Annotated in this window: 1 protein-coding gene; it reads left to right on the top strand. The window is 70.9% G+C overall.

The annotated features are described in order from the left end of the window. On the top strand, positions 1-1,120 hold a 1,120-nt coding region (locus G6020_RS11370), incomplete at its 5' end, for an AMP-binding protein (RefSeq protein ID WP_182610705.1). Between the last annotated feature and the right edge of the window lie 76 nt (positions 1,121-1,196).

Raw genomic sequence — 1,196 nt, 5'->3', positions numbered from 1 at the left:
CGACGCCGCGACCGCCGACCTCGCCGTCGTCGACTTCACCGACCTCCAGGCGGAGGCCACCGACTCCGCGCTCGCGCGGGCCGACGCCCGCGCCGACTCGGTGACGGGCGACGACGTGGCCGACATCCTGTTCACCTCCGGCACCACGGGAAAGAGCAAGGGCGTGGTGGCGCTGCACCGCCAGACGGTCGCCGGCGCCCGCGCGTGGGGCTCGAACGGCGGACTCACCGAGCGCGACCGCTACCTCATCGTCAACCCGTTCTTCCACAGCTTCGGCTACAAGGCCGGCTTCCTGGTCTGCACACTCTTCGGCTCCACCGTCATCCCGCTGGCCGTGTACTCCCCCACCGAGACCATGCGGCTCGTACAGGACGAGGGCGCCACCGTCCTGCCCGGTGCCCCCACGATCTTCCAGACGATCCTGGACGCCCCGGACCGGGCGGGATTCGATCTGTCCTCCCTGCGCCTGGCCGTGACCGGCGCCTCGGTCGTCCCGGTGGTCCTGGTCGAGCGGATGCAGTCCGACCTGGGCCTGGAGACCGTCCTCACCGCCTACGGCCAGACCGAGACGATGGGCTTCATTACCACCACCACGGCGGACGACGACGACGTCACCGTCGCCACCACGTGCGGGCGGGCGTACCCCGGCATGGAGATCCGGATCGGGGACTCCGGCGAGATCCTCACCCGCGGCGAGATGGTGATGCAGGGGTATCTCGACGACCCGGAGAACACCGCGGAGGCCATCGACCCCGACGGCTGGCTCCACACCGGCGACGTGGGCGAGATCGACTCCCGCGGCAACCTGCGGATCACCGACCGGCTCAAGGACATGTACATCACGGGCGGGTTCAACGTGTACCCCGCCGAGGTCGAACAGACGCTCGCGCGCCTGGACGGGGTGGTCGAGACCGCTGTCATCGGCGTCCCGGACGACCGGATGGGTGAGGTCGGCAAGGCCTTCGTGGTGCGCCGCGAGGGCTCGTCGCTCACCGAGGAGGACGTCCTCGGGTTCTGCCGCGAGCACCTGGCCAACTTCAAACGCCCCCGCGCCGTGGAGTTCGTGGAGTCCTTCCCGCGCAACGCCTCGGGCAAGATCCTCAAGACCGACCTCCGATGAGCACGGGCCGCCGGGCGGGTGCCGTCGTGGTCACCGGCGCCTCGGGCGGCATCGGCCGCGCGGTGGCCCGGCGCCT

The organism is Dietzia sp. B19 (assembly GCF_014145155.1).
In the GTDB taxonomy this organism is placed as follows: domain Bacteria; phylum Actinomycetota; class Actinomycetes; order Mycobacteriales; family Mycobacteriaceae; genus Dietzia; species Dietzia natronolimnaea.
The sequence above is the reverse complement of the archived record's forward strand: the minus strand, read 5'-3'. Positions and strand labels throughout refer to the sequence as shown.